General features: G+C 66.8%; 19 protein-coding genes. 5 read left to right on the top strand and 14 right to left on the bottom strand.

Annotated elements, in window-relative coordinates; all coding sequences use genetic code 11:
• Window positions 1–228 precede the first annotated feature (228 nt).
• Window positions 229–1,131 carry a LysR family transcriptional regulator gene (locus tag ACN20X_RS12060; RefSeq protein ID WP_016449615.1) on the bottom strand — a complete coding sequence of 301 codons (903 nt, stop codon included), beginning with the start codon at window positions 1,129–1,131 and terminating at the stop codon, window positions 229–231.
• 111 nt (window positions 1,132–1,242) lie between these two features.
• On the opposite strand from ACN20X_RS12060, the gene ACN20X_RS12055 reads away from it, so the two are divergent.
• The 3 genes from ACN20X_RS12055 (at window position 1,243) to ACN20X_RS12045 (ending at window position 4,368) form a co-directional block, all read left to right on the top strand.
• A complete protein-coding gene (locus ACN20X_RS12055; RefSeq protein WP_047218319.1) occupies window positions 1,243–2,217 on the top strand; it encodes a Bug family tripartite tricarboxylate transporter substrate binding protein in 975 nt (324 codons plus the stop codon).
• Window positions 2,218–2,271: 54 nt separating this feature from the next.
• Entirely contained in the window at window positions 2,272–3,129 is an 858-nt protein-coding gene (locus tag ACN20X_RS12050; protein WP_017405477.1) for a substrate-binding domain-containing protein, read from the top strand.
• A 171-nt stretch (window positions 3,130–3,300) separates the two neighbouring features.
• Complete coding sequence (locus ACN20X_RS12045; RefSeq protein ID WP_473210645.1) at window positions 3,301–4,368, top strand: porin; 1,068 nt, start codon at window positions 3,301–3,303, stop codon at window positions 4,366–4,368.
• Between the two features lie 40 nt (window positions 4,369–4,408).
• Here the strand turns inward: ACN20X_RS12045 and ACN20X_RS12040 are convergent, their stop codons facing one another.
• From ACN20X_RS12040 to ACN20X_RS12025, 4 genes are all read right to left on the bottom strand, one after another.
• Window positions 4,409–4,678, bottom strand: coding sequence for a hypothetical protein (locus ACN20X_RS12040; protein ID WP_473210644.1), 270 nt, complete (start codon window positions 4,676–4,678; stop codon window positions 4,409–4,411).
• A 392-nt stretch (window positions 4,679–5,070) separates the two neighbouring features.
• Window positions 5,071–6,192 (bottom strand): TraB/GumN family protein, encoded by a 1,122-nt coding sequence (locus tag ACN20X_RS12035; RefSeq protein ID WP_310039205.1) that lies wholly within the window; start codon window positions 6,190–6,192, stop codon window positions 5,071–5,073.
• Window positions 6,193–6,194: 2 nt separating this feature from the next.
• The gene (locus tag ACN20X_RS12030) at window positions 6,195–6,929 is read right to left on the bottom strand and encodes a hypothetical protein (RefSeq protein ID WP_473210643.1); all 735 of its coding nucleotides are present in this window, start codon (window positions 6,927–6,929) and stop codon (window positions 6,195–6,197) included.
• A 213-nt stretch (window positions 6,930–7,142) separates the two neighbouring features.
• Window positions 7,143–7,820: a S24 family peptidase gene (locus tag ACN20X_RS12025; RefSeq protein WP_473210642.1), complete on the bottom strand. Its 678-nt coding sequence runs from the start codon at window positions 7,818–7,820 to the stop codon at window positions 7,143–7,145.
• 107 nt (window positions 7,821–7,927) lie between these two features.
• Here ACN20X_RS12025 and ACN20X_RS12020 point away from each other — a divergent pair, with 107 nt between their 5' ends.
• Window positions 7,928–8,221 (top strand): hypothetical protein, encoded by a 294-nt coding sequence (locus ACN20X_RS12020; protein WP_244160576.1) that lies wholly within the window; start codon window positions 7,928–7,930, stop codon window positions 8,219–8,221.
• Window positions 8,222–8,297: 76 nt separating this feature from the next.
• Here the strand turns inward: ACN20X_RS12020 and ACN20X_RS12015 are convergent, their stop codons facing one another.
• Window positions 8,298–8,744, bottom strand: a complete 447-nt coding sequence (locus tag ACN20X_RS12015) for a hypothetical protein (protein WP_473210641.1) — start codon at window positions 8,742–8,744, stop codon at window positions 8,298–8,300.
• Between ACN20X_RS12015 and ACN20X_RS12010 the strand changes: the two genes are divergently transcribed.
• Window positions 8,743–9,408: a hypothetical protein gene (locus ACN20X_RS12010; protein WP_016454040.1), complete on the top strand. Its 666-nt coding sequence runs from the start codon at window positions 8,743–8,745 to the stop codon at window positions 9,406–9,408. The genes ACN20X_RS12015 and ACN20X_RS12010 overlap by 2 nt on opposite strands.
• 217 nt (window positions 9,409–9,625) lie before the next feature.
• On the opposite strand, the gene ACN20X_RS12005 is transcribed toward ACN20X_RS12010, so the two are convergent.
• The 8 genes from ACN20X_RS12005 to ACN20X_RS11970 all read right to left on the bottom strand — a co-directional run bounded on the left by ACN20X_RS12005 (window position 9,626) and on the right by ACN20X_RS11970 (window position 20,956).
• Complete coding sequence (locus ACN20X_RS12005; RefSeq protein ID WP_473210640.1) at window positions 9,626–11,158, bottom strand: sigma-54 interaction domain-containing protein; 1,533 nt, start codon at window positions 11,156–11,158, stop codon at window positions 9,626–9,628.
• 42 nt (window positions 11,159–11,200) lie between these two features.
• Window positions 11,201–11,521, bottom strand: coding sequence for an ArsR/SmtB family transcription factor (locus tag ACN20X_RS12000; RefSeq protein ID WP_016449629.1), 321 nt, complete (start codon window positions 11,519–11,521; stop codon window positions 11,201–11,203).
• 140 nt (window positions 11,522–11,661) lie between these two features.
• A complete protein-coding gene (locus tag ACN20X_RS11995; protein WP_473210639.1) occupies window positions 11,662–14,184 on the bottom strand; it encodes a TonB-dependent siderophore receptor in 2,523 nt (840 codons plus the stop codon).
• Between the two features lie 86 nt (window positions 14,185–14,270).
• On the bottom strand, window positions 14,271–15,308 hold the full coding sequence (locus ACN20X_RS11990) for a siderophore ABC transporter substrate-binding protein (RefSeq protein WP_016449631.1): 1,038 nt from the start codon (window positions 15,306–15,308) through the stop codon (window positions 14,271–14,273).
• Window positions 15,309–15,373: 65 nt separating this feature from the next.
• The gene (locus ACN20X_RS11985) at window positions 15,374–16,336 is read right to left on the bottom strand and encodes an iron chelate uptake ABC transporter family permease subunit (protein WP_017405488.1); all 963 of its coding nucleotides are present in this window, start codon (window positions 16,334–16,336) and stop codon (window positions 15,374–15,376) included.
• Complete coding sequence (locus ACN20X_RS11980) at window positions 16,336–17,340, bottom strand: ABC transporter permease (RefSeq protein ID WP_016454035.1); 1,005 nt, start codon at window positions 17,338–17,340, stop codon at window positions 16,336–16,338. The genes ACN20X_RS11985 and ACN20X_RS11980 overlap by 1 nt, the downstream gene beginning before the upstream one ends.
• Window positions 17,337–19,148: an ABC transporter ATP-binding protein gene (locus ACN20X_RS11975; protein WP_473210638.1), complete on the bottom strand. Its 1,812-nt coding sequence runs from the start codon at window positions 19,146–19,148 to the stop codon at window positions 17,337–17,339. The genes ACN20X_RS11980 and ACN20X_RS11975 overlap by 4 nt, the downstream gene beginning before the upstream one ends.
• Entirely contained in the window at window positions 19,142–20,956 is a 1,815-nt protein-coding gene (locus ACN20X_RS11970; protein WP_267178819.1) for an ABC transporter ATP-binding protein, read from the bottom strand. Before ACN20X_RS11970 ends, ACN20X_RS11975 begins: the two co-directional genes overlap by 7 nt.
• Window positions 20,957–20,992: the final 36 nt, after the last annotated feature.

Raw genomic sequence — 20,992 nt, 5'->3', positions numbered from 1 at the left:
GAAGTGATGGCCATGACTGCTTCCCAAAATGCAAACGAACAATGGGAGCGGATGATATGGAGCCAAATCAATGAAGTAAAATGGTTTTATCTCACAATTACATGATTGAAACTCATATAAAGCCTTAAACCTGCCCCGTCGGTGCTGTTCGGGGGAGTATCCGGGCCACAAGCGAGGCGGGCATCTGCATCGCGCACAAGCGGGCCGTTGCCGAACCGACATTCCCGCTCAGCGGCCCGCTTCCTGGGCCTGCACCAGACACTCCCGCAACGCCTGCGCCACAGGCCCGAGCATGCGATCGCGCCGCTGCAGCAGGCCCAGCGTACGCCACACATCGGGCGCGGTCAGCGGCACGCCGCAGACCTGGGCATGGTCCTGGCGCAGGGCCAGCTGGGGCACGGCGGCCAGGCCCAGGCCCGCTTCCACCAGGGCCAGGGCGCCCGTGACGTGGTTGCATTCGTGCCAGGCCACGGGCTGCTCTGGCAGGCCGGCCATCACCTGGTCCAGCAGCAGCCGGTTGCCGCTTTGGTGGGAGACGGACACCAGGCGCTTGCCCGCCAGCTCGGCCCATTCCACCTGGCTGCGCCCGGCCCAGGCATGGCTGCGCGGCATGGCCAGCACATAGCGCTCGCGCGTGAGCGCCTCAAAGCGCAGCGACGGCTCCTGGCTGCCCGTGAAGCTCAGGCCGAAATCCGCCTCCCCGCGCAGCACGGCCTCCACCACCTGGTGCGCGCTCTCGTCGATGACGTGCACCTGCACATCGGGCTGCTCCACGGCAAAGGATTTCAGCACCGGGGGCAGCAGATTGGTGGCCACCGAAGGCACGCAGGCAACCGTCACGCGGCCACGGCGCAGCTTGACCTGGTCATCCACGCGCTGCACGGCCTCGTCCAGGCCGGCCAGGGCCCGGCGCGCCTCCTGCAGGAATTCATGGCCTACCTCGGTCAGCTTCACTTGCCGCGTGGTGCGCTCCAGCAGCCGCACGCCCAGCACCGACTCCAGGCGCTCCACGCGCCGGCTCAAGGCAGGCGGCGACAGGAAAAGCGCTTCTGCGGCCAGGCGAAAACTGGCCTTCTCGGCCGTGGTCACGAAGGCGATCAGCTCCCCCATGTCGAATTTGATGCGCTGCATGCAACAGTCCCTCCAAAAGTTGCAATTCACAGAATAGCAGCCCCTGCATAGGATGGCGCCCTTGATAACGCTGCCCCCTGCGGGCAGGCAAGACCAACAAACGGAGACGACATGCACCAACGCAGACTGATCGCGGGCGGCGCCCTGGCAGCCCTTCTTTCCCTGGCCGTGGGCGCTGCCCAGGCCCAGGACTTCCCCCCCAAGAAACCCGTGGTCATGGTGGTCGGCTTTGCTGCAGGCGGCTCGGCCGACATTGCCGCGCGCATCATCGCCAAGAAGCTGGGCGAGAACATCGGCCAGAGCGTGGTCGTGGAAAACAAGCCCGGCGCGGGCGGCAACCTGGCCCACACGCAGGTGGCCAATGGCCCGTCCGACGGCTCGGTGCTGCTCTTCGGCTCCATCGGCCCGCTGGCCATTGCGCCGCACTTCATGAAGATCGGCTACGACCCGCTCAAGGACCTGGCCCCCATCACCATGGGCGTGAACTTTCCCAACGTGCTCGTCGTGCCGGCCGCCACGGGTATCAAGACCCTGGGCGAATACGTGGCCAAGGCCAGGCGCGAACCCGGCAAGCTGGACTTCGCCTCCACCGGCCCCGGCTCCGCATCGCACCTGGCCGGTGAACTGCTCAACGATGTCGCCAAGATCGACACCCTGCACGTGCCCTACAAGGGCGGCGCGCCCGCCCTGCAGGATGTGCTGGGCAACCGCGTGACCTCCTTCTACGCGGCCCCGCCCACGGCCCTGCCCCACATCGAATCGGGCAAGCTCATTCCGCTGGCCACCACGGGCCTCACGCGCCCGGCCTACCTGCCCAACGTGCCCACCGTGGCCGAAAGCTTCCCCGGCTTCAACGCCACCAACTGGTACGCCTTCGTGGCATCCGCCAAGACGCCCAAGCCCTTGCTGGACCGCTGGAACACCGAGCTGGTCAAGGTGCTGAACACCCCCGAAGTGCGCGACAACCTGCTCAAGCACGGCCAGACCGCCGCCCCGGGCACCCGCGAGGAACTGGGCCAGTTCATTGCCGCCGAGCACGCCAAGTGGGGCCGCATCATCCGCGAGCGAAAAATCACCGCCGATTGATTCTCTCGGCAGCCGTTAGCCGTTCCCCAACCATAAAAAACCAGGAGACAAACCATGACCGCCATCCGTTCCACCCCCCTGCAGTCCTCTCTGCAGTCCTCCGTGCCATCCACGCTGCGCCGCCGCACCCTGGGCGCGCTGCTGGGCGGCGCCCTCAGCCTGGGCCTGGCCCTGGGCGCTGCCGCGCCTTCCACCGCCGCCGCAGATGAAATCCGCGTGGTCACCTCGGGCGGCTTCTCTGCCGCCTATGACCAGCTGATACCCCTGTACGAGCAGGCCACGGGCCACAAGGTCGTCACCTCGCGTGGCGCCTCCATGGGCAATGCGCAGGACTCCATTCCCAGCCGGCTGGCGCGGGGCGAGCAGTTCGACGTGGTCATCCTCGCCGACTCGGCCCTGGACAACCTGGCAGCGCAAGGCAAGGTGGAAGCGGGCAGCCGCGTGGACCTGGCGCGCTCCATGATCGGCATGAGCGTGCGCAAGGGCACGCCCAAGCCCGACATCAGCACCGTGGACGCGCTCAGGCAGACCCTGCTGGACGCCAAATCCGTTGCCTACTCGGCCAGCGCCAGCGGCACCTACCTGGCCAACGAACTGTTCCCGCGCCTGGGCGTGGCCGAGCAGATGAAGGGCAAGGCCACCCGCATCCTCAGCGAGCGCGTGGGCGCCGTGGTGCTGCGTGGCGATGCGGACATCGGCTTCCAGCAGGTCAGCGAACTGCTGCCGTTCAAGGAGCTGGAATTCGTCGGCCCCCTGCCCGATGAAGTGCAGCAGCGCGTCTTCTTCTCCGCAGGCGTGGCCACCGGCGCCAAGAGCCCTGACACGGCGCGACACCTGATCCGCTTCCTGGCGGCCCCCGCCGCCGCGCCCATCGTGCGCAGCACCGGCATGGAGCCGGCGGCCAAGCCCTGACGGCAGGCCCCCGAGCCTTCAAGGCCCTCTAGGCCCGCAAGGCACTCAAGGCACTCAGGCCCTCGACACACAGGGGGCCTTCCCCCTCCCCGGTTCGACCTCCATCCAGCGGCATTGCAGCGGCACCGCTGCGGCATGCCGCTGCCCAGCCCTATCACCCTCGCCACACCCATGAACACCAAAACCCTGGTGCTGATCACCCTCGCCGCTGCACCGCTGTCGGCCCTTGCGCAATCCAGCATCACGCTCTACGGCATTGCCGATACCGGCGTGCGCTACACCAGCGGCCTCACCGCTGCCAACGCGGCCAGCAACACCTCGGGCGCCGCGCTGTCCAGCGGCGTCAACACCACCAGCCGCTTCGGGTTTCGGGGCCGCGAAGACCTGGGCGGCGGCATGTACGCCCTGTTCAACCTGGAAACCGGCCTGAACCTGGACACCGGCACCACCGCCAACTCCAGCAAATTCTTCGACCGCGCGGCCATCGTGGGCCTGGGCGGCAGCTGGGGCCAGGTCACGGCCGGCCGCCAGACCAACCTGCTGGCAGAGGCCATCAGCCCCGTGGACCCCGTGGGCATGCGGTTTGCCTCCTTCAACCCCAACATCGCCACCGCCGCGCTCAGCAGCCACGGCCTGGGCGTGGAATACGGCAGCGCGGGCGCCACCACGGGCTCGTACCGGCTGGACAACTCGGTCAAGTACACCGGCCGCTTCGGCGGCCTCACCGCCCGCGCCATGTACAGCTTCGGCGAGACGGCGCAAGGCGGCTCCGCCCGCTCATCGGCCGGCGCGGGCCTGGCCTATGGCACGAAGACATGGACCGTCTCCGGCGCCTACCAGCGCTTCAAGACCGCAGACCAGTGGGAGCTGAAAGCCGCCACCCTGGGCGCCAGCTACCAATGGGACAACCTGCGCCTTGCGCTGAACACCGCGCGCAGCGACGGCCAGACCAACGCCACCACCGCCCGCACCGTGCAGCGCGTGCACTCGCTGGGCGCCACCTGGTCCGCCCGCAGCACGCTGGACCTGACCGCCGCCCTGTACCGCGTGGAACGCGAACGCAGCGGCCGCGCCGCAGACGGCTACACCCGCGCCCTGCTGTTTGCGGAATACAAGCTGTCACGCCGCAGCAAGCTGTATGCGGAACTGGACCGCACGCACTGGAGTGGAGGGTTTCAGGGCGGGCAGAACAAGGATGTGGCTACGGGGGTGACTGCGGGGTTGATGCATAGCTTCTGAGGGGAGCTGCGAGCACTCGCCCCATTGCCAACTCAGCCGCTCAGCTTTTTGAACGGCGTGTCGGAAGTGATCCAGCCCTTGCCCTGGGGCAGATCACTTCCTTGTAACGCAGCTCCTTTTCAAAGCTCCACTGCTGGCCGAGTGCGCAAACGTCCCCTGCGTTGAGGACAAATGCCACCGTCTGCGGGTGGCCCTTTTTCAGCAGAACATCGACGCTTTGCGTCGCTTCCCACCGGCCATTTGGCGGCTGGCTGCAACCCAGAGTTGCCAGCAACGCCGTGATCGCTGCCCCTCGCAGTAGGTTTTTCATCAACTGCCTTTCTTGTGGTTGTCGCGCGAAGACTTTCGAGCGACGGCTTCAGGCTGGTTGACGACGTTCAGCGGCGACAACCCAACGACGGCTATCGACCCGTTGCAGTCGTTCGTCGCGGGCCTGTCGGTGTCGGCTTTGCGGCGGTTGCGGTCTTCCAGACTTCGCCGACGAACGAGCACTACCGGCCATCAGCAGTCGTACCCCACTAAGCCGCGAGCGACCGCTGCGGAAAAGAGCCGCCGCACAGGCCCCCTGCTCCGCACGAGCAGCAGCGCGCTTGGTGCATCAAGAGACGCGAATCGAGGCTGAATGCTGCGCGGGTGTTGTCTGTTTTCAAGACCGGACAGCAGTCTCGACCAATACACTCGGCGCCATGCGTCCCCGCCAGGTTAAAGCCGCCCCTCCAGATGCTCAGGCGCCGAGATGGTGCGCATCCACTTCACCGACTCCACCTTCCAGCCTGGCTCACGCTGCATGATTTCCATCACGCCTGGCAGATGCGCAGCGCCATACGTGACGTAGATTTTCGGGCGCTTGTCATCCAGCAATTGCCTTGCAAGGTGGCGATTGCGGAAGTCGAGCACCACCGGGTCCAGGTCACCGCCGCCGCCCTGGCCGGAACGGCGCATCACATAGGTCATGAACCCGCGGCACAGTGTGCCGGCGAGCGTGACCTGCCGCTCATCGCCAGACTTCTGCCATTCGATCACACGCGCCACGACGTCCGATGAATCGTCTTCAGCGTCGGTGGCTTGCTGCACTTCACGTTGGCGCATCGCTGCCGCGAAGGCTGGGTCGCTCTGCACCAATCTGTCGTATTCCTGCTTCATCGCTCGCGTGTCCACGTCCATGGTCACGTGCCGTTCGGGGTGGGCCTTGGCATCAGCCACCACCGGCCCGAAGTAGTCGATCTGGTAGGCGAGACCGCAGTTCTGGCCGAGCTCTCGGTAGCTGTCGCCAAGGTCTTTACCCTGGGTCAGGACCTTCTTGAACCAGGCGTCGGCTTCCGGATCGCTGTTGGCCACGCCTTCGTAGGCCAACACATAACCGTCGGCTAATGCCTTCTCAAGGTCGTAGACGATGGTCTTGAAGAACCGCTCGGCACCCACGTGCTGCATGCCTTGCAGCACGACGGTGCGGGGTCCGTTGGACATGGTGACGGTGGGCACGATGGCTGGACGTGTCTCCGTCATGACGGCAAGGACATACACCGGTGCTGCCGCCAATCCGCACAACAAAAACCACAATCCGACGGTGCCATGCAGCCAACTTGCAGCCCAGGACCGTGCCCTGGACGAACGCGAGATCCGCCGCCAAGTCCAGACCAGCGGAACCGCGATCAGCGCGGCTGCTAGTAGCAAAGCAGGCAGCGAGAGCCAACTCGCACCGAGAAGGATCGGCAGGCCCGCCACGAAACAAAGCACAAGCACTGCCCACAGCAATGTGGTCAAGCGGATTGACAGCGTGCTGCGCACAGGGCCGCTGTCGGTTGTAGGGGTGGAGGCCTCCATCTTCAGAACTTGCGGCCCGCGCCCCAGTCTCCCTGGTCGCATTTGCCGACGAAGCCGGGCTTGTCCTTGATCTCGACCATGCCGGTACGCCGGTCGATGTTCACGCTGAGCCTGTTGAGGCCGTTGACCTGATAGCGCGCCGTGATGCGGTCGGGCGACATCTGCACATCCTCCAGCTGCCACCAACCGTCGACGCCGCCGGAATTCAGGGGCGAAATCATCTTGTCGCTCAGGTGGATGCGTCCCCGGCCATCGCGGAACTCGAACTGCACGCCGGTCTGGAACTGCTCGTTCGCAGACTCCACGCGCTGCGTGGGCTCGTAGTGCTTGCGCCTGTCGTTCCACTCGTAGCCCGAGTGGCTGGAGAATACTGCATGCTCGCCCTGACCGTAACAGATGAGTGTGAGCGCGTCCGGCTGGTGCGGGCGCGGCGGTATGTCGCCTGCCACGCCTCCAGGACGACAGTTCTGCTCAGGGATGCGGTTGATCGACGCGTAGCGACCATCGTCGGTGGAAATCGCCACGCAGGCACGCTGCGCGTCGCTCCACCAGAAGGTCCAGGATTGTTCCCGCACGCGGGTGGCGCGCACCTGCTGGTAGCCACGTGCCTGCATCTGGGTTTCCCCGCCGGCGCCGCGCGCGCCGACAAGATCGGCAAGGTCCGGCGGGGTCTGTGCCTGTGCTGTCGCAACGCACAGCGTCGCAAGAAGTCCAACCGTCAATATCCGGCTTGTCATATGTCACTCCGTTCTGTCGGCATGATGCCATTCTCGCCGCAGCGGGTGCGGTTGCTCAATGACAGCAATGTCGCGAGACGGTGATTTACAAAAGCTGGGCGACCGGCCAAGCCGGTTGATCAGTTCCAAGGGAGAGCCAAGCGCTTGGCTCTGCGACTGCCATATCCCAAACGCATGCACAAAGCATTCAAGTGTCCGCGACGGATGAAAGAGTCAGCCACCAAGCAACGACAGACTCAGAGCTTGGCCCCAACCCATATGCCTCTGCACCAGGCCCTCTGCCTTCCCGGCAATGACGATATCCGGGTGCTCGCTTTTATCAGCGTTGTCAGCCACTGCATGCCAAACATCGCCCACCCGCTGAAAGCGCCGCACAAGCATCTGCCCTTCCCACGCGAATGCATAGACGCTGCTACGGCGCGGCGTTCCATCCGCACGATTGAGCAAGAGCACGGCCCCATCCCGGATCGTTGGCTCCATGCTGGTTCCTGCCACATGAACCAGGGCGGCATTCACAGCACTGACACCGACTGACCGCAAAAAATCGCGCCGGAACTGCAAGGCGCCAAGCTCCGCCATAAGGGTGCTCTCTTCATCCGGCTCTTCGGACACGCCAATGCTGAGCTGCGAGACCTGAACGAAGTCGCTGTGTTCTTCATCCCCGTCAAGGGAATATTTCGGCAGGTTCAGCGCCTCTTCTATCTCCCGCGCCAGCTTCGCGCCTATTGGCTTTCTCCCTCTCAAGCGATCAGACCAATAACTCGATGTCCGGCCAAGTCGATTGATCAACTCCAAAGGGGAGCCCGAGTTGTCGCCCTTCCGACTGGTCCTGCCCAAGCGCAGGCAAAAGGCATTCAAGTTCGCACAACGGATATTTGACGTGTCGCTCATGGGTGTACTTGAGCCCACGAATTACACCAAAGGGTGTTAACAAGAAGCGATTCCAACGATGCAATGGCGATTGATCGTTTCTGTGAATGCACGCTTGCCCTTATTCCATGCACATCACCCACCACTTCACCCCCGGCCTGCGCTTCGCCGCACGCTGGAAGTACGCCGCCCGCGCGCCATCGGGCCGGGCCTGTTGGTCGGGGCAGCCGGATGCGGGCAGGGCCGATCCGCATGGCGCCTGGTGGTGTGTGCGGCGCTGCGCTGCCGTGCTGCGGCGGGAGATGTGGCAGTCGGTGGATCTGCCGCCAGGCATGCCCTTGCGGCCGGGGCCGGAAGATGTGGCGCTGGCTCTGCACGCGCTGATGCCGCGCTGGCAGGTGCAGCTCAGAGCAGGGGACTAGAGCTGACTGGATGTGGTGACGGCGGCGCAGCGGGATGTGTTGTGGGCGGTAGTCCGTATCTACTGGCAACGATGACCTAATTTGTCATTTGCTCAAGAGTTAATCTTGGGCAATCTTGGCACTCCCTTGGAATATTTTCAAATATCACATCATTTCCCACCATGATGCTATTCATTGGCGGTTCAAGATACCAATATATTGAGCCATTCAGCCAAAGATCCACCACAGCGCTTTCAGAAATAATTCTACCTGTTTTTACTTCATAAAGACGCACAGTCATGGGCATTTTCATCTGGTGATAAATCAGTTTCTGGGCTAATGGCACGTAATAGTACTCAACCCTGTAAACACCGCGCGGGCTGATGCTCTCACCTTGTTTCTTTGGTATCATGAACAGCAAAAGCAATACCGTAAACACTACCATCCCCAGGATGATAAATATCCATTTTTTACTATATTTAATTTTCACAAAATTATCTCCTGAGGATGATTTATTTTTACCCCAGAGCCATTCCCATGACATGACGCCACGCTATTTCGCAGGCGATGCCCTTGGATTCATCAGCATTGCACCTTTTCAAACCCTGCAGATCAGCAATGGTGGAATTCTTCGTCTGCTCAAGACGATCCACCACGGGGGCAGCACCTACCGCAAGTTCCTGTCCTTGTACCCCGAAGTACGCTGCGAGCCGCTGGACTCGCTGTATTTTCTTCGCACCAGCCTCAATGCCTTTGACAGATCGCTGCTACACGATCTGCTTTTTTGCTACGGCTGGCGAGAGTCCAACTGGGGTGCACTCCTAGCGGCGCTGGCCCCAGCCCCTGAATACCGCGCCATGCTGGAGGACCGCCGCCCCAGCCTTCCATACGCAAGCCGGATCGTCGACTTGGCACTGGCAGCATGCGGCCACCCAGTGCCTGAACAATTGGTGGAGCACCAACATCTCCTGACCTCGATCAGGTCCATGCTAGACGAGCTACCTGCTGCAAGAATTCCCTTGCGCCCATCCCTCAATGCCGCCATGGAAAGCCAATACATCCGCGAGGCCGAGCACATCAGAAACATCTACCGGATGCACGGCACGGATGCCGCAAAAAAGCAGATGACGCAAGGAGTCATTGGCTACTATGGAATGAGCCATAGATTGTGGGTGGCAAACGGGGGCCGTGCCTATCAGCCAAAGTAGTACTCCCATCACCATGCCGCAAGAAGCATCTATTGCAACTTCCCTAGGACTCTCACCACCGCAATTGCGCCGTGGAACCTACAGACCCCGGTTGCCCAGAAGCACGCCAAGAAAGCTCTGAACGCCGAATATTCATCGGGCAGCAAGCGGTATGGGCATGCCAGCAAAGCATCGCTCCGATACCTGGCGACGGTACGGCTTGCAGGCGGCGGGTGACTCAGCCCTGCAGCTCCAGCACCGCCATCCGGTCATACAGCGTGGCCCGCGAGATGCCCAGCTGGCGCGCCGTGGCCAGTTTGTTGCCGCTGTTGGCGGCCAGGGTGGCGGTGATGGCCTTGCGTTCCAGCTCGGCCACCTGCTGGGCCAGGGGGCGCAGCAGGTCGGTGTCGGCGGGGCTGTTGTGGGCAGGGGACGGGGCGGGTGCAGTCTCGGGGCCGGGCGCAGGGGCGGCGGGTTCCACGCCGGATGAGCGCAGCACTTCGCGCAGTTGTTCTGCGTTGATGGCGGTGTCTTCGCTGCGCATGGCGGCCTGCTCCAGCACGTTGCGCAGTTCGCGGATGTTGCCGCGCCAGGTCTGGCCGGCCAGCAGGGCCAGGGCGTCGGGCAGCAGTTCGGGCGGGGGCATGTCGTTGCGCAGGGCCAGTTCTTCGGAGAGGACTTCGACCAGGGCCGGGATGTCGCGCCTGCGTTCGCGCAGCGGCGGCACGCGGATGGGCAGCACGTGCAGGCGGTAGAAGAGGTCTTCCCGGAAGCGGCCGTCCCGCACCATCTGCGGCAGGTCGCGCGAGGTGGCGGCGACCACGCGCACGTCAAAGCGCACGAGCTGGTTGGAGCCCAGCGGTTCGATCTCGCCTTCCTGCAGCGCGCGCAGCAGCTTGGCCTGCAGGTTCAGGGGCATGTCGCCGATTTCGTCGAGGAACAGGGTGCCGCCGTCGGCCAGCCTGAATTTGCCGTCGCGCGGCTTGCGGTCGGCGCCGGTGAAGGCGCCGGGGGTGACGCCGAAGAATTCGGCCTCCAGCAAGGCGTCCGGCACGGCGGCGATGTTGACGGTGACGAAGGGGCCGCCGCTGCGGGCCGATGCGGCGTGGATGGCATGGGCCAGCAGCTCCTTGCCGGTGCCGGTCTCGCCCAGCAGCAGCACGGGGCTGAGCGACTGGGCCGCGCGGCGCGCCTGGCGCTTGACCTCCACGGCCGCCGGGCTGCTGCCGACAAAGCTGGCAAAGCTGTACTTGGCGCGGCGCTCGCCCTGCACGGCCACGCGCAGGCTGCGGTTGCGCTGGGCGGCCAGCTCGCGCCGGGCCTCGTCCAGGTCGCGTTGCAGAACGGCGAACTTGCTGATCAGGGGCTGCAGCGTGGTCTCCGGCTGGTCGAACAGCACGATGCCGATGGCGCCGATGACCGCGCCCGCATCGTCCTTGAGCGGGATGCGGCTGACCACGAAGGTGCCGGCGCGGTTGGTGAGCAGGTCGATGAGCACGGGCTCGCCGGTTTCCAGCACGCGGCGCATGCGGGTGTTGGGGATGACGTCCTCGACCATGTGGCCCAGGAACTCATCCACCGAGGCCACGCCCAGGTCGGGCAGGAAGCGCTGGTAGCCCTCGTTGACCCAGACGATGCGCCCTGCCCTGTCGGCCAGGAACATGCCCTGGCTCATGGTGGAGAACAGCTGGAACATGGAGCGCGCTGCCAGCGCGAGGATGCCGTCGGCATCGAGCGGCAGGGGCTGGACCAGGGTGGGTGTGGGCGGCATGGATGGCATCCTAGCCGAGTCGCCCCTGCCAGGCTGCGGCACTCAGCCCTGCTCGATGGCGACCTGGGTGCAGATGGCGCAGCACATCTGCGCAGCCTGCTCGTTGGCGATGAAGTAGTAGATGCTGACGCCTTCGCGGCGCCGGCCCAGCACGCCGGCCTGGTACAGCGTGTTCAGGTGCTGGGACATGTTGGGCTGCGTGGTGGCGATGCTGGCGAGCAGCTCGGTCACGTTCTTCTCGCCATTGCACAACACGCTGATGATCTTCAGGCGCACGGGCGCCGCCATGGCACGGAACAACTCCGCAGCGCTCTCGAAAACGCTGTCGTCGCTCAGGTCCATGCTGTCATTGCGGCTGTCCATAGGCGTCTGTCATCCTGGTATACGGCGGGAGGGCAAGAGGGCTGGCATGCTTTGCCGCCCGACCGGGCTAGTTTATAGCCCGCAGGGCGGCAGCGCAGGCTCGGTGCGGCTTGATGGAAGGCAAGCCGCCCTGTCATCGCTCAGAAATCAACCGTGGCCGACAGCATGAAGGTGCGCGGTGCGCCCAGCCCGAGGCTGGTCCACAGCGGCGTGGCCCAGTAGGCCTTGTTGGCCACGTTGGTGATGCTGCCGCGCAGCGTGAGCGGATGGCCGGCCGCCGTGGTCACGTAGCGCGCGCCGATGTCGAACACGGTGCGGCCCGGCACGGACAGCGAGTTGTCGGCATTGATGTACTGCCTGGAAGCCGTGGTGGCGTTGGCCGTCAGCGTCAGGCCCTGCACGGCGGGCAGGTCCCACTCCACGCCCAGCTTGCCCTGCAGCCTGGGCACGCCCGCCGCCAGCTTGCCCTGGTTCACGCCGCCTGCCGTGCGGGTGAGCTTGGGCTGTACGTAGGCAATGCCGCCCATCAGGCGCACGCCCGTGGCCACGTTGCCGAAGAAGCCCCATTCCACGCCCCGGTTGCGCTGCTCGCCGCCGAAGGAGAAGACGTTGGAGACGGGATCGGTGTAGCCGTTGGGCCGCTGGATCTCATAGAGGCTGAAGGTGTGGGCGAAGTCGCCCAGGTCCAGCTTCAGGCCCAGCTCCTTTTGCCGGGACTTGTAGGGCGCGAACACTTCGCCCGCGTTGGCCGCCGTCATGGGTGCGGTGGCGCCCTGGCTCAGGCCTTCGATGTAGTTGGCGTAGACCGAGACACGCTCGCTGGCCTTCACCAGCAGCGCGGCGGCCGGCGTGGTGGCGCCTTCGTCATAGCGCGCGGTGCGCGCGCCCGTGGCCACGTTGAAGGTGTCGCTGAGCACCTGCTGGCGGCGCAGGCCCAGGGTGAGCTGCACGCGGTCCTGCGCAAAAGACAGGGTGTCGGCCACGCCGATGCTGGTCAGCCGCAGTTCGGTGCGCGAGATCGGGGGCGCGTTGAAGCTGGTGGCCGGGCCCCAGATGGGGTGGTAGATGTTGGTGATCCAGTCCTGGGCCAGCACGTTGCGGCGGCCGAACTGCTTGTCGGTATGCGTGTAGTAGGTGGCGTTGAGCGCCCACTGGTGGCCCACGCCGGCCGTGTTGAACTTGCCCTTGAGGCCGGCTTCGGCCGACTTCTTGTCCATCTCGAAGCCCAGGTCGGCCAGGTTGGTGCGGTAGTCGCCGGCCGTGTTGAAGACCTGGATCAGGTAGGCCCCCGTGGAGCGGTACCGGGTCTTGCTGGTGCCCACGGCGGCATAGGCCGTGACGCGGTCGCCCAGGTCGAGTTCGCCGCGCACCATGGCGCCCTTGTCCTTGGTGTCGTAGAAGGCCCAGCTGGGGTTGAGCAGGGTGTCGGCCTTGGGCGGCCTGGGCACGGGCAGGCCTGCAGCCAGGTTGATGCCGCGGTTCAGGCCGTCGGTGCGGTCCTCGCTGCTGTACAGGTCGGCCGACAGGCGGGCACGGTCGCCGCGCCAGTCCAGGCCCAGCGAGGCCAGCCGGGTCTCTTTTTCCTGGTGGTTCACGGCGCCGTCGCCGTCACGCAGCACACCGTTGAAGCGGATGCCGAACTGCTTGCGCTCGCCGAACCGCCGGCCCAGGTCGATGTGGGCGCCCAGCTGCGCATCCGACATGAAGGAGGTGGTCAGCCGCGTCAGCGGCTCGTCGCCCGCGCGCTTGGGCACGAGGTTGACCGTGCCGCCCACCGAGCCGCCGGGCGGCATGCCGTTGAGCAGGGCCGAGGGGCCCTTGAGCACGTCCACGCGCTCGAACATTTCTGGCGATGCGCGGTAGAACGGCGCCACGCCGAACAGCCCGCCAAAGGTCACATCGCCGATGCTGGAGCTGAAGCCGCGAATGGAGTAGTTCTCGCTGATGATGCCGGTCATGCCCGTGCTGAACACGGTGGGGTCGGCGGCGGAGATCACGTCGGTGATGTCGCGGGCCTGGCGATCAGCGATGAATTTCTCGGTGTAGCTGATGGTGTTGAAGGGCGTCTCCATGAAGTCCTTGTCGCCCAGCAGGCCCATGCGGCCGCCCGTGGAGACCTGGCCGCCGGCATAGGCTTCCGGCGCCTGCTGAGCCTGTGCGCGCACGGTGACGGCAGGCATGAGCACGCCGCCGTCCACGGGCGCTGCGGCGTTGCGGTCGCGGCCCAGGGTGTAGCTGCCGTTGGCTTCGCGCAGGGCGCGCAGGCCCTGGCCGCGCAGCAGCTCGGCAAAGCCTTCGGCCACGCTGTAGCTGCCCGACAGGCCTGCGCTGCTGCGGCCTTGCAGCAGGCTGGAATCCACCGTCAGCTCCACGCCGGCCGATGCGGCAAAGGCGTTGAGCGCCTGGCCCAGCGGGCCGGCCGGGATGCTGAAGGCGCGGCGGGCCTCGCCGGGTGCCGCCCCGGAGGCGGCTCCAGATGCGGCCCCCTGGGCAGCCGCCTGCGCCAGCGCGGACGGCATGGCCACGGCCAGGCCCCCCAGTGCCAGGCCCGCCATGCAGAGCATGTGCACGGCGATGGCCGTGTGCCTGCAGGCAAAGGCCGGGTGCGGCAGGGCGCGCGATGCGCCGTTGTGCGCGGGGCGGGATGGATGGCGTAGTGCCATGCGGGACTCCTTTCGATTCGGGTAGGCGTTGGGTGTTTCACCTTGTCTTCCGAACGAGAAAGCCAAACCCTCAATCGAGAATGCGATCAATTTGCAACCGCAGCGGCCACCGGACCTGCGCCTGCTGCAGGCGCATCGCCATAGCCCTTGAGCACGTCATCGACCATGAGCTTCACCGAGGTCACGCTGGCCGCCGTGACGTACCAGGCCTCGGAATCGACGAAGACCACGCGGTTGTTCTTCCAGGCGCTGGTCTGGCGCAGCAGCGGGTTGTCCATGCCGGCAGCATCCATGCCCGGGCGGCGCTGCATGATGGCCGTGCGGTCGATCACGTAGAGGATGTCCGGGTTGGCCTGCTGGATGAATTCGCTGGAGATGGGCTGGCCGTGCAGGTCGGCCTCGGCCGCCGTGCTGGCGGGCCTGACGCCCAGCGCGTTGAAGACAAAGCCGTAGCGCGACTGCGGCCCGAACGAGGTGAAGGCGCCGTTGTTGTGCATGACGATGAGGGCCGTCTCCTTGCGCCCTTCGGTGGCGCGCCGGGCCTGGGCCACCTTGTCGTCCATCTCGGCGGCCTTGGCGCGCGCCAGGTCCTGCTTGCCGAAGATGCGGCCCAGGGTCAGCAGGTGATCGCGCACGGTGTCCAGGTGCCGGGTGCCGCTGTTCCTGAAGTCCACGTCGAAATGAACCGTGGGCGCAAAGCCCGAAAGCTCCTGGTAGGCGCTGGCCTGGATGGGCGAGATCAGCACCAGGTCGGGCTTGAGCGCATGCACGCGCTCCAGGTTGGGCTGGACGATGGAGCCCAGGTCCTGCACGTTGGCATCGTCCTTGTACCGGGCCAGGAAGTGGGGCACGAAGTCCTTGGGCATGCCGGCAATGGGCACGCCGAGCTGGTCGAGGAAGTCGGCCTCGTTCATGTCCAGCGCGGCCACGCGCTGCGGCGGGCGCTCCACCACCGTGGTGCCCAGCTGGTGCTGCACCGTGACGGGCGTGAACTCGCCGGCCGCCGCCTGCGGCGCTGCGGCCTGTGCCGACGGGTTGGCGGGCCGGTCGCAGGCCGACAGGGCCAGGGCAGCAGCCAGGGCCAACATGGGAGCGTGATGGGGAACGCGGAACAGACGGGTCACGGGCTTTCTCTCCTGAAAAATGGGATGCATTGCGTTGGGTGTTTTTGGTGGCGCCGGTGCTCGGCTCAGGCCCGGCCGCGCCCGCGCACCATGAGTGCAAGGAAGTAGCTGCCGCATACCAGGTTGACGAGGATGCCCACCGAGGTGCGGTAGTTGAAGACATGCTCCACCGCCAGTTGCGCCGCGATGAAGATGGACACGGCCACGGCACAGCCCAGCGGCAGCGTGACCCGGTGGCGCGCCGTGCCCGCCAGCGCATAGCTGATGTGGGCCACGAAGATGCCCATGAAGGCCGTGGGCCCCAGCAGGCTGGTGGACACCGCCACCAGCGCGGCAATCAGCGCCAGCTGCAGGCGCAGCTGGCGCTGGTAGTGCACGCCCAGCGAGATGGCCTGCTCGCGCCCCAGGGCCAGCACGTCCAGCACGGGCAGGCTGCGCCGCACGATCACGCAGGCCACGGCCACGATCAGCGCCGACCACAGCAGCTGCGCGGGCCGGGCGCGGTTGAACGAGGTGTAGCTGTAGCCCTGCAGCACAGAGAACTCTCCGGGGCTGATGCGCAGCTGCACGAACTGCGTGAAGGTGCCTATCACCATGCCCAGCACCAGGCCCAGCAGCAGCAGGAAGTACACGTTGTCGCGCCCCCCGCCCAGCAGCCAGCGGTGCAGGGCCCAGGAGTAGCCCAGCATGCAGGCCACCGACAGCCAGAAGTTGCCGCTGGGGCCCAGCACCACCAGGCTTTGCACGCCCATGGCCAGCACCAGCAGCGCCTGCAGCAGCAGGTAGACCGCCTCATAACCCATGATGGCGGGGGTGAGGATGCGGTTGCCCGCAAGCGTCTGGAAGACGATGGACGACAGCGCAATGCAGATGCCGCCGATGACGATGGCCGACAGCCGCGTCAGCCGCCGTGCAATGACGTAGCCGAAGTCCAGCCCCGAGCCCAGCAGCACGAAGCAGGCCGCCAGCGCGGCCACCACCAAGGCAGCCGCAATCCACGCGGTGGTGTGAGGCAAGGCCTTGCGCATCACGGCCTTCTGCGCAGGATGAGCACGAGGAAGAGCACGCCGCCCACGCTACCCGCCGTCAGGCCGATCGGCACCTCGAAGGGGTGCATGATCAGCCGGCCCACGATGTCGCAGGCCAGCAGCAGCGAGGCGCCGCTGAGCGCGACGATGGGCAGGGTGCGGCCCAGGTTCTCACCGCATCGCATGGCCACCAGGTTGGGAATGACCAGGCCCACGAAGGGAATGGCGCCCACGGTGATGACCGTGGCCGAGACGGTGACCGCCACCAGCACCAGGCCCAGCGTGGCCAGCGCCGGATAGCTCAGCCCCAGGCTGGTGGCCATGCCCTCGCCCATGCCCAGCACGGTGAAGCGGTGCGCAAACGCATAGGTCAGCACCACGATGGGCACGATGAGGTAGATGATCTCGTAGTGGCCCTGCACAATGCGCGAGAAGTCGCCCAGCAGCCAGCCCTGCATGCTTTGCAGCAGGTTGTGGCGAAAGGCATGGAACTCGGCAATGGCGCTGAGCACGCTGCCGTACATCAGGCCCACCACGGGCACCAGCACCAGGTTGCGCAGGCGCATGCGGCGGATGATGGCCACGTACAGCAGGCTGGCGCCCAGGCAGAACACCAGCGCGAACACCATGCGCCAGGCCACGCCCCACGCGCCCGAGGTGAAGGCCGAGGCGGGCGCCACCGTCAGCGACACCAGAATGCCCAGCTTGGCCGCGTCCAGACCGCCACAGGTCGCAGGCTCCACAAATCGGTTCTGCACGATCTGCTGCAGCACGACGCCGCACACCGACAGCCCCACCCCCGTGAGCACCAGCGCTGCCAGGCGCGGCAGGCGGCTGGCCGTGAGGGTGAGCCAGGCATCGCCCGACAGCGACAGCAGCTGCCCCCATTCCACCTGCCGCGCGCCGGTGAGCACGGAGGCGCAGCACAGCGCGGCAAACGGCAGCAGCCACGGCGCCAGGCGCGGGACCTGCGTCCCTGTCGTTGGCTTCGCAGGCTCGCTCAACGGAGGTCCTCACCCGTGCCCGTGCCCGTGCCCGCTACCGTGCGCGTTCCCGCAATGCGCCAGCCCTTGGCGGCGCGCCGCCGCGCCAGAAAGCGCGCATACAGGCCCTGCGCCTGTGCCAGCTGCTGCGGCGTGCCCTGCTCGCTGACGCGGCCCTGGTCCAGCACGATGATCTGGTCGGCCATGGCCACGGTGGACAGCTGGTGGGCAATCACGATCAGCGTGCGCCGGCCGCGCAGCCGCGCCAGCGCCTGGGCGATGGCGGCCTGGTTTTCGGCATCCAGCGCGGCCGTGGCCTCGTCGATCAGCAAAATGGGCGCATCCTTGATGAGCGCACGCGCGATGGCGATGCGCTGGCGCTCGCCGCCCGACAGGCGCGCCCCGCCCTCGCCCACCGGCGTGTCCAGGCCCTGCGGCAGGCGCTCGATGATTTCGGCCACGCCGGCCTGGCGGGCGGCTTCCATCACCTCGGCATCGCTGGCCTGCGGGCGGCCCATGCGGATGTTGTCGGCAATGGAGCCCTGGAAAAGGTAGCTGTCCTGGAAGATCTGGCTGATCTGCCCGGCCAGCCGCTCGCCCGCGATCTGGCGCACGTCGATGCCGCCCACCAGAACGCTGCCCTGCTGCACATCGAAAAAGCGTGCGATCAGCCGCAGCACGGACGATTTGCCAGAGCCCGAGGCGCCAACCAGCGCCGTCATCGAGCCCGGCTCCACGCGCAGGCTCAGGCCGCGCAGCACCTCGGGCTGGCCCGGCGCGTAGCGGAACACCACATCGCGCAGCTCCACCGAGGCATTGCACGGCGCCTGGGGCACGGCAGGCTCGGGCAGCGGCTGGACCGCGAGGATGTCGCGCACGGCATCGAGCTGCACGCGCGCGGCGCGCAGCGAGTCGGCGTAGCCGGCCACCTCCAGCAGCGGATCGACATGGCGGCAGGCCAGCAGCAGGGCCACGATCACGGGGATGGCGGCTTCCATTCCCATGCCCATGCCCTGTGCTGCAACGCCGCCCAGGCGCTCGTCCAGCCACAGCGCGCCGGCCACCAGCAGGGCCGCAAACACGGCCTGCACGGCCCAGCCATTGAGCACGCCCGACAGCGCCGCCAGGCGAATGGACTGCGCGCCCGATGCGCGCTGCCGGCCCAGGGCCTGCTCCAGCCAGCGCGTGCCGCCGCCTTCGCCATTGAAGGCGCGCAGCACGGACTGCGCCTGCGCAAATTCCACCATGCGCTGGCTGGTGCCGGCCATGCTGCGCTGCAGGCGTTCGTCGGCACGGCGGCCCAGGTGCGCGGTGACCAGCAGCACGCCGGCCAGCAGCGGCAGCGCCAGCAGTGCAATCAGGCCCATGCGCCAGTCCATGGCACACAGCGCGGCCACCACGGCAACGGGCGCCACGGCGCCGCTGAACACGGGCGTGAACACATGGGCCGGCAGCTGGGCCACCTCCATCATTCCCTGCGAAACGACGTGGTTGAGCCGGGCCGTGTTCTCGGGGGTGAACCATCCCACGGGCAGGCGGGCCACATGGTCGCCCAGCCGGTGGCGCGCCACGCGCAGAACGGCGGCGCCCAGGCCCAGGCCGGCCTTTTCCACCTGGCGCTGCCAGGCCCAGCACAGCACCACGCCCGCCAGCAGCACGGCCAGCCAGGCTGCGGCGCCGCGCGTATCGCCTGCCAGCAGGCGCGACGCCACGGGCGCCAGGGCCGTGACGACCAGCCCGCTGAGCAGGCCATGCAGCACGGCCATGCAGGCATAGCGGCGGAAAAGCCGGGCGTCGTCGCCCAGCAGTTGCATCAGGGTCTTCAGCATGGGGGCAGCTCCGGGGCCAGGGCGGGGGTGGAAGGCAGGGATTGGGAGGGCTGTGATTCGTACCCGCCCAGCGCCCACAACCGTGCGTAGCGTCCGCCCAGCGCCAGCAGCTCGGCGTGGCGGCCGCGCTCGCGGATGGCTCCGCCTTCCACCACCAGGATCTGGTCCGCATGCATGACGGTGTCCAGCCGGTGGGCAATGACCAGCAGGGTGCGTCCGGCGGCCAGGCGCGACAGGGCTTCCTGAATGGCGGCCTCGCTCTCGGCATCGGCAGCGGCCGTGGGCTCGTCCAGCACCAGCACGGGCGCATCCAGCAGCACGGCGCGCGCAATGCTCACGCGCTGCTGCTCGCCGCCGGACAACTGGGCGTCTTCGCCGATCACGGAGTCATAGCCGCGCGGCAGCGCCAGGATGCGTTCATGGATGTGGGCGGCGCGCGCCGCCTCTTCCACCTCCTGCGCGCTGGCCGAGGGCCGGCCCAGTGCGATGTTCTCGCGCACGCTGGCATGCACCAGGCGCACGTCCTGCAGCACAAAGGCCAGGTGGCGGTACAGCTGCCGGGTCTCGACCTGCCGCAGGTCCACCCCGCCCAGCGTGATGCGCCCTTCGTTCGGGTCGAAGAAGCGCAGCAGCAGCCGGGCGAGCGTGGACTTGCCCGCGCCCGAGCCCCCCACCACGGCGGTCACCGTGCCGGGCCTGAGCGTGAAATCCATGCCCTTGAGCACGTCATGCCCCGCCTCGTAGGCATGGCCCACGCCTTCGAAGCGGACTTCGCAGCCTTGGGGCAGCCTGCATTGATCGGCGGCCGGTTGCTCCAGCACGGGCGTGCGCAGCAGCGCCTGCACGCGCTGGGCGGCGCCCGTGGCGTGGTTGAGCGCATGCAGGTTGAAGCTGAGCAGCTGCAGCGGCGCGCTGATGCCCGGCGCCACCAGGGCAAAGGGCAGCACGTCCACGGGTGCCATCCAGCCCAGGGCCGTGAACAGCGTGCCAAAGGCCAGCACCACCCCCAGCACGGCTACGGGCGCGATCAGCGCATTGGCATTAGCGCGCGCCGACACCAGCGGACGCGCAAAGCCGAGGAAGGCGTCGGTAAAGCCATCGACGGCCTCGCGGTAGCTGCCATGGGCTCGGCCGCTGGCGCCAAAGGCCTTGACCACGGGAATGCCGTGCACGAACTCCACCACCGCGTTGTTGATGCGCGCCAGTCCCGCGCCAAAGGCCGGCATGTGGGCACTGCTGGCCTGCATGGCGTGGCGCATCACCAGAAAGAAGATGCCGAACGGCAGGGCCGAGACCAGGGCCATGCGCCAGTCCATGGCCACCAGGTAGACCGCAGAAGCGGCCACCGTGCCCGCGCCGCGCCCCACCGTGGTGTAGAAGTGCGCGGTCAGCTCGTGCAGGGTGGCCACGTCGTCCTGCATGGCCTGCTTGACCTGGCCCGAGGCCCGCTCGGTGAACCAGCCCAGCGGCACACGCGCCAGCCGCTGCATGGCCGACAGGCGCAGCCCGTGGGTGAGACGGTTGTCGGCCAGATGTGCAACCAGCTCGCCCGCCGACACCAGGGCCATGCCCGCGAACAGGCAGACAAGGCACAGCGCGATGACGCGCCAGGCATCTGCCGCCACCATGCCGCCATCGGCCAGCGCCAGCCGCGCGATATGGGCGATGCCGGCCAGCGGCGCCAGCGCCAGCACGGCGCCCGCAAACGACAGCAGCGCGGCAAGAACAAGCTGCGCGCGGATGGGCTGCAGCGTCTGCGCAATGGGGCCGGGGCCGGCCTGGGCGTCATCGGCCTCGGGTGAGTGCATGGGTTCTCCTGGAAGGCATGGCGGAACAGAAAAGAA

Source organism: Delftia sp. PX-1 (genome assembly GCF_055797465.1).
This window is presented reverse-complemented; position numbering and strand designations above follow the sequence as displayed.